Below are 6,544 nucleotides of genomic sequence, written 5' to 3' on the forward strand. Positions count from 1 at the left end.
GTCCAGTCCCGCAGCCGCCGCCAGGCCGTCACCCCACTGCAGCCGGTCCGCTCGGCGGGCACGTCTCTCCAGCTGACGTTCTTGCGCAGCACGTACACGATGCCCCGAAGAGCCGCACGGTCGTCCGCCGGCAACCGCCCGGGATACCGATGACGCCGCGGCGGCCGGGGCGGCAGCAGCGGAGCGATGCGTTCCCACAGGTCATCAGGCACAAGATCATCCGACACCCGCACCACTCTGCCCCTGCCAGCCCCGGTCGCCAAGCCCTCACGCTGAACTCATTCTGAAACGATCAGTTATGCACGACGCCACGGCCGCCCGCAACGAAGGCGTCGACATCTGCTTCCAGCACTTTCTCGACGTCGAGGTCCTCCTGGACGACGGCTACCTCGGCCTGAGCCGCGACCACCGCAGACAAGCCATCACCCCACCCAGAAAACCGCAGCCAGGAGCACTGCCCGGCAGAGTCGAACAGTGGGAATACGACCGCCACCGGCACTCCTCCGACCGCATCACCGTCGAGCACGCCCTCGCCGACCACAAGCGCTGGAAACAACTGATGCGCTGGACCCACCGCCGCGACCGCCTGCCCGACACCTACCGCGCCATCGCCGGCCTCGTCTCCGACCGCACCAACAACGCCTGAGAACAGCCACGGCCAGGCGAGACACACCCCACCCGCTATCACGCACCAACTCGTAATGTCCCCAGACTCTCCGTGCGGCCGCGCCGGTCACCCTGTGGCCATGGTGATCATGGTCGTGCCAGCAGACGGACGGGGGCGTCGGGCGAGTCCCGGTTCCCGCTCTGCCGCCGTCCCGCCGCGCGCCGCCCACGTTGCCTTCTACGCCGGCCTCGCTCCGACGACGAAGTCTTCGGGGACTTCGTTCCACGGCGAACACGCGCCCAGAAGCGGCAACCGGCAGCTCAAGCGGGCAATGTTCCTGTCCGCGTTCGCTGCCCTGCACGATCCCGCCTCCCGTTCCTACTACGACCGCTGCCGGGCCCGCGGGAAGACTCACACGCAGGCTCTCCTCCGCCTTGCCCGACAACGGATCAGCGTGCTGTTCGCGATGCTTCGCGACGGCACCTTCTACGAACCCCGCCTCCCCGAAGCAACCGTCGCATGACCAGCTCAGGCTTGACGAAGGACATAGAGGCACCCCGCCTCACACCGAGATCATCACGATGCAGGACAAGGACCGAAGCCGACTTTCAGAACACGGCCTCGTGGTTCGCCGCTACCTGTTCCTGCAGATCTCCGAGCGCATCCAGCAAGTCGCCGTTCACCTGCTCGGCATAGGTCTTGATCAGTTGAGTGAGTGGTTCCTTCAAGAAACCGCACAAAGCTGCTTGTCGCCTCTCGAGAGCCCGCGCAGTCCCGAACACCCCGGTTTCCGCTGCCGCCGACCAGAAGTTGAACAGGCCATACCACACGAAGCAGGCTTGCAGGAAAGGCCTGACCGGCAGTCGGCGACCGGTCCACGGACTGGGAACCATCGGTTGCATGCTGTACAAGGAGTCGTCAAGCACCCAACTCTCCTGCATTTCATGCATGTACAGAAATCCGTGGATCGACTCGTGGACCACGCCTTCAGCGACGAGAGCGTGATCCACGGCCGAGAACTGCGGATTTCCCAGTACCGAACGTCCGACGTACTGGGCACAGGATCCCGAAGAGAAGACTCGCTCCTGGTCATCCCGGAGGAGTACCAGGGCCTTGGTAAATCTTGCGACGAACGCCGACGTCTCGCTGCTCACCAAAGCAATTCCTTCGATGGCTGCCGACAACTTCGCCAGCGCTTCCTCTCTCTCCCGACCTGCCAATGGAGTTCTGCCCGCGGGCCGGGTGAAGCGGATCCCTTGGACATCGATGCCAAGGGCATAGGGACTGTCGAGATCGAGAGCTGCCACACCCTTGATGGAAGGCCCCTCAACGACCTGGCCGCCGGGAAGGATCAGGATGTCCCCCAGAGCCGTCCAGAGCGGCTCCACGACGGACTGTGCGACGCTGCCCTCTCGCGCCATCTCCGCTTGCACGGATCGAATGAGGAATTCGGCTGCCACCGAAGCATCGCGCGCGGGGTCGGGCCACATCAGCAGTCGCGTCGTCTCAGGCGCCAGCAACAGCCTGGTGAGCGACTCTTCACTCAATTCGGTCAGCTTGGCGACGATTTCCGCTTCGACATCGGGGCGGGTGGACCTTACCTCGTTAAAGAACTTCCCCAGGTGCCGCCCCACCAAATCGGAGTAGCCATGGTGGATCTCCTCGCACACCTCACTTTCACCATACCAGCCAAGTGCCTGATGAAATCTCTTGAGGAGTGACAATTCCTTCATCCCGAGATCGTTTGTACGACGGCATCGTTTGATCGAGAAGTGACGGCGTGAAAGGAAATTTCCTTCCGTACGATGCCGACGATGTGTTCGATCACCGCGAGCAGGGATTCGCAGTGCACGCTCGGATTGGAGAACGCGTTCTTCTTCGACCATCGGTGCGGCATCTCGCCGCCGCCACACAGCCCGTAGACAGGGCATCGCAGACAATCGTGCGGCAGAAGTTCTTGGTTCTTCAGCCCCATGCGATAGAGCTCTGTCTCCCGCAGTCTCTCGATCGGGTGCCTGCGGACATCAAGACCCGTGAGCGTCATGCCGTCACCGCAGATCCGAAGCATGTCCAGCGGTTCCAGACTGCCATCGGTTTCCACGACCACATCGGTCACCGGCTGGGCGCCCAATGCGCTGATCTGTGATTCACCACCCAGGATCAGCTGAAGCAGGGATTCGAACCACCTGATCCGCACGCTTGGATCTGCATTGCCGTACCACTCGTCGAACAGGTCGATATAGTATCTGCCGAGAAGGTCGGCGTTCCAGGGCGGCCCTTCCTCATGGTGGTAGTCCGGCCAGAGGAAATCCATGTTCCGGACACCGATATCGAGCAAGTGACGAAACACCTCCGTCCCGGGGAATCGCGGGTCTGCCACGACGAGGATTCCCCAGGGAGGCGATTTGGCGCCTTGAGCCACCAGAAGGTCGATCGCCTTGCGGACGCGGCTGTAGCTTCCCTTTCCCTGGTGGTTCACTCGATGATGATCATTCCAGGCAGCTGGCCCGTCGATGCTCACTCCGACCTGGACTTCATGGCTTGCGAACAGCGAGAGCCAGTCCGCATCCATGAGAACGCCGTTGGACTGCAGGGCGAAGGAGAGCCGAACGTCCGCCGGCGCCATTCTCCTGACATCGTCCAGAAAGCGCGTCATCCAGGGCTTGCCGACCAGAAGCGGCTCGCCTCCGTGAAGTGCGACCACCGCTTCAGTGATGCCGTTCCGGGACGCATACTCCGTGATCTCTCGAATGGCGGCTCGGGCGATCTCCAAGGACATGACCCGGGGGCGGGTCAGATGGGTCTTGTCACCCTTGTTGTAGATGTAACAGTAGGTGCAGTCCAGGTTGCATCTCGAGGAGATCTTGAGAATGCAGGAAACGGGAAGAGCGATTCCTGTAGGTCGCCGTTCAGAAAACGAATCCTCTTCGCCAGAGGGACGTCGAAACGCGCGATCTCGCATACGAGATGAAATCAAGGACAAACCCCTTGCCGATTCTACTTCAGGTTCCGGACTTACGAATCCGACTACCGCCCAGCGGCGGCGCGATTTCCTACATTTCCGGAATCTCGTTCCAGCTCCTGCTGAAAGTGAGGCGGTTGTACCCGACAGTCACAGGCGGCTGCCCTCCTTCGGTGACCTCAAGTGCCGCGCGAAGAATGGGATTGAGGTCCCCGACGGCGTCCCTGAGAGCACCGAGGTCCTTGATGGGGACTCGTACCTCTGCCTGCTGGGGCTTTCGTGCGCCATTTTCCATGATGCCTTCCGAATTCTGAGATTGAGCGAATCGACGAGACTCGCGAGTGCTTCCGACGCTAGTCATCTTGCAGCCTCATGGCCATCAGGACATTGCAGGGGCTGGTCCAATGGTGGTTTCGTCCACCCGAACAGTCGCATCGAAATTGACGGTGAGGCAGGGCCTGACACGCATCCTGTCGATGGGCTGACAGCAGTCTGGACGATCGACCATTTCGTGTACCGTCAAAGTGCGGGCACCGACCACCACCCGCGTCAGGACGTCTCGTGCCCGTTGCCGTCACGTACGCCCCCGAGACCCGGATCGCCGCGTCATCAACGACGTCGCCACCAGGAAAGTGCGCAACGTCCGCGCTGGACAATTTGATCGCGGAGTCGGAGCAGACGGTGGGTGCCGATCGGACACTGCTGCTGGGTGTCAGGTCGAACCGAGCGGTGGTCCTCATCCGTCAGGAGAGGTATACGGAGGCAGAGGCCGAGCGGATGGCACCCTGCGCGCCGTGACCCGTCTCGCATACCTCACCGAGGTGTGGAGGATCGAGCTGGCCTCTTTGGGCAACCCGGCAGAGGCCTTGTGCGGGCAGGGCTGGCACAAGGAGGCCGAGGCCATAGCCCGCGGCAACATGCCCCGGGCAGAGGGACACACGGCAGCCGCCCTGCGCTGTGTCCTGGTGCGCAGCTTGAACGGGCAGGGACGTTACGAGGAGGCTCTGGCCGAGGCTCACCGGCTCGCCCCGCCTTCGGCCCGCGCCGGCAGCGGGTCTCTGGGCATCATCACGGCCACGGCCCTCCACGGCCTGGGCCGCCGCACGGAGGCGGAAGCCGCAGCCCGTCAGGCGTTGACCGCGTGCGAGCAGTTCCTGCATCGGGACCACCCCCGCATCCAAGAGGCCCGCACGCTGCTGGCCCGCACTACCGCCGAGGATCCGCTCCCATGACGAGGTCTCACACCGGTTTGGCGACGAAGGACCACCGCTGTGCGGAAGTTGGGATTCTTTGTGCTCAACGGTGGGACCCATACATGGCGAAAGACACGTCTCCATGGGCCGGAGGATCGCCGCGGATGCGGTCAACGGCCTGACGGGGCCACGGCGCGCACCCGTGGGCTCATCAAGGGCCCTCAGGCCGCTGTGGGCAAGCGTGGCGAGGCGGTGGGTGATCAGAAGCTCCGCGACCATGTCCGCGCGGGCGGAGACGGCGGTCAGGGCCCGCTGGGACAGGCCGTAATCGAGCGCGGCCCCGGTGGCCGGGCCGGTGTCTCGCGTGCGGGACGTCTCGGTGCCGGCGGTGACCGCTTCGTGGATCGCGGCCAGGGCGCGGGCGACATCGAGCAACCGGTATGCCTGCGCGCGGCTGATGCCGAACTCCGCCCGGCAGTACGCCTCCCACGGGGTGGAGCTGAGCGGCAGCCGCACCCGGCGGCGAGCACCGCCACAGAGCGCCGGACCTCGTCCATCGCCTCGCGCAGCCCGGCCGTCACCTCCCGGGCGCGGGCCGCGGTGAGCGGCAGCCGTACCGGTTAAACGACGTGCTCCTGGTCCTGGTCGTGCTCGCCCACGACTCCATCATCCTGCTCGGCGGCGGGCCGCACCGGGGCGTGCGGATGTCCTCTGACACGCGATCTTGACCGATTGGCAGGTGATCTCGACCGAACTGGAAGTGTCAGTTCCTGGAGTGCACCCGGGCCAGGCCGGCCGCGGGGAAGCCCAGTTCACGCAGTGCGGATCAGCACCGTTCGAACGCCAGATCTCGCGGCCGCATGTGCTCGTGTGGCCCCGCCGCCCGCAGGACCACGTCCAGCACCCGTGCCGGGTCGGCCGCGTAGGCATGCGAGAACCACGCCATGTTGGCCTCCACCACGGCCCAGCGGTGGCCTGGGTGGTAGGGGTCCAGCAGTTGTCCGACGTCCACGACAACGGCACTCGGCAGCGTGTGCCCGGCTGCGGCGGCCAGCCGGTCGGCGAACTCCGTGATCTGCGCGGTGGTGGCCCGGTCCGCGCGGTCCGTACCGAGCGGGCGGGGGTCGAGTCGGCCGAACACTGCGTACCGGCTCGCCGTGGCGATCCGACCGTCCAGCAGGAACAGCCGGTACTCGGCCGCGAAGGTCACCACATCGGACAGCAGCACCGGTGCTGCCGGATCCAGGGAGGAGGACAGCCGGGAGCCGTCGGTGTAGACATCGGCCGGGAAGGACTTGTCACGGGGCGGCTTGACGAACGTCGGCCGGTCGATCGCCCATGCGTCCGCGATGGTCCCCGCCCGTACCCGGCGGCCGGTGAACTCTTCCGGCAACTCGGCGAGCCAGCCGTCTGCCGGCTCCAGCAACGCGAACCCGAGCCGGCCGGCCAGGCGCGCCCCCGCGACCGGTCCGCCGTACCAGTAAGAAGTCATCTCAATTGGCTGGGTAAGCTGCTGGTCATGGTGGGGATCGTTGAGCGGCTGGTGCCGGACGAGTTGTGGGAGTTGTTCCAGCGGGTGGTGCCGGAGGCGCCGTCGCGGCCGCAGGGTGGCGGTCGGCGCCGTCACGGTGATCGGGAGGTCCTGGCTGCGATCGTGTTCGTGGCCACGTCGGGCTGCACGTGGCAGCAGTTGCCCACGGCGTCGTTCGGCCCGTCCGGGGCGACGGCCCACCGCAGATTCACCGAGTGGACGAAGGCCCGGGTGTGGGCCGGGCTGCACCG

The 6,544-nt window shown here is 65.1% G+C and carries 6 protein-coding genes and 2 pseudogenes; 4 read left to right on the plus strand and 4 right to left on the minus strand.

The window, feature by feature from the left end; genetic code table 11:
- Window positions 1–227, minus strand: a 227-nt coding sequence (locus tag EAO76_RS39035) for a transposase (RefSeq protein WP_262376133.1), incomplete at its 3' end; no start/stop codon positions are given.
- Between the two features lie 56 nt (window positions 228–283).
- On the opposite strand from EAO76_RS39035, the pseudogene EAO76_RS39040 reads away from it, so the two are divergent.
- Both EAO76_RS39040 and EAO76_RS39045 read left to right on the plus strand, forming a co-directional pair.
- Window positions 284–646: pseudogene (locus EAO76_RS39040) on the plus strand (transposase); the annotation flags it as partial.
- Window positions 647–821: 175 nt separating this feature from the next.
- Window positions 822–1,130: pseudogene (locus tag EAO76_RS39045) on the plus strand (transposase); the annotation flags it as partial.
- Between the two features lie 85 nt (window positions 1,131–1,215).
- Here the strand turns inward: EAO76_RS39045 and EAO76_RS39050 are convergent.
- Window positions 1,216–2,340 (minus strand): aKG-HExxH-type peptide beta-hydroxylase, encoded by a 1,125-nt coding sequence (locus tag EAO76_RS39050; RefSeq protein ID WP_187438972.1) that lies wholly within the window; start codon window positions 2,338–2,340, stop codon window positions 1,216–1,218.
- Window positions 2,337–3,569, minus strand: coding sequence for a radical SAM protein (locus EAO76_RS39055; protein WP_262376145.1), 1,233 nt, complete (start codon window positions 3,567–3,569; stop codon window positions 2,337–2,339). The genes EAO76_RS39050 and EAO76_RS39055 overlap by 4 nt, the downstream gene beginning before the upstream one ends.
- A 794-nt stretch (window positions 3,570–4,363) precedes the next feature.
- Here EAO76_RS39055 and EAO76_RS45015 point away from each other — a divergent pair.
- Window positions 4,364–4,801 (plus strand): tetratricopeptide repeat protein, encoded by a 438-nt coding sequence (locus EAO76_RS45015; RefSeq protein ID WP_187438973.1) that lies wholly within the window; start codon window positions 4,364–4,366, stop codon window positions 4,799–4,801.
- A gap of 787 nt (window positions 4,802–5,588) precedes the next feature.
- On the opposite strand, the gene EAO76_RS39070 is transcribed toward EAO76_RS45015, so the two are convergent.
- Window positions 5,589–6,254, minus strand: a complete 666-nt coding sequence (locus EAO76_RS39070) for an ATP-grasp domain-containing protein (protein ID WP_148841093.1) — start codon at window positions 6,252–6,254, stop codon at window positions 5,589–5,591.
- Window positions 6,255–6,281: 27 nt separating this feature from the next.
- On the opposite strand from EAO76_RS39070, the gene EAO76_RS39075 reads away from it, so the two are divergent.
- A partial coding sequence (locus EAO76_RS39075; RefSeq protein WP_222872242.1) for a transposase occupies window positions 6,282–6,544 on the plus strand: 263 nt, incomplete at its 3' end.

Origin of the sequence: Streptomyces sp. sk2.1, from assembly GCF_008120935.1 — a bacterium.
Taxonomy (GTDB): domain Bacteria; phylum Actinomycetota; class Actinomycetes; order Streptomycetales; family Streptomycetaceae; genus Streptomyces.

Bases quoted from the DNA above. Each gene is read 5' to 3' on its own strand.
- EAO76_RS39050 (WP_187438972.1), bottom strand. From the start codon at position 2,340: ATGAAGGAATTGTCACTCCTCAAGAGATTTCATCAGGCACTTGGCTGG.
- EAO76_RS39055 (WP_262376145.1), bottom strand. From the start codon at position 3,569: ATGCGAGATCGCGCGTTTCGACGTCCCTCTGGCGAAGAGGATTCGTTT.
- EAO76_RS39070 (WP_148841093.1), bottom strand. From the start codon at position 6,254: ATGACTTCTTACTGGTACGGCGGACCGGTCGCGGGGGCGCGCCTGGCC.